Source organism: Gluconobacter sp. P1D12_c (genome assembly GCF_018812105.1).
In the GTDB taxonomy this organism is placed as follows: Bacteria; Pseudomonadota; Alphaproteobacteria; order Acetobacterales; family Acetobacteraceae; genus Gluconobacter; species Gluconobacter oxydans_A.
Genome location: NZ_JACSIQ010000854.1, coordinates 1 through 361 on the forward strand (window position 1 = coordinate 1; position 361 = coordinate 361).

Genomic DNA, 361 nt, shown 5'->3' on the forward strand with positions numbered 1-361 from the left:
CAGGAGCGGCACGGCAAGGACAACGTGATCGCTGCCATCATTCACCGGGACGAAAAAACGCCGCACCTGTCGGCCTACGTGGTGCCAAAAGACCCCGATACAGGCCGCCTGAATTGCCGCCGGTTCCTCGGTGGTGCCAAGGCCCTGAACGAGATGCAGACCGACTTTGCGCGAGTTGTGGGACGCCCTGTCGGACTGGAACGCGGCATCGAAGGAAGCAAGGCCACCCACACCAAGCTGAAAACCTACTACGGGGCGCTAGAACGGGACGCACCCGAGCACAAAAACCTGACCCCTGCTGACCTAGAACCGCAGGTGCTCAAGAAGGGGATTTTTACCCGTGTTGTGGAAGACCCTGAGC

At 60.4% G+C, this 361-nt stretch carries 1 protein-coding gene; it reads left to right on the forward strand.

Features of this window, described 5'->3' with window-relative positions; genetic code table 11:
* A partial coding sequence (locus KP705_RS19515; protein WP_215765508.1) for a plasmid recombination protein occupies window positions 1-361 on the forward strand: 361 nt, incomplete at both ends.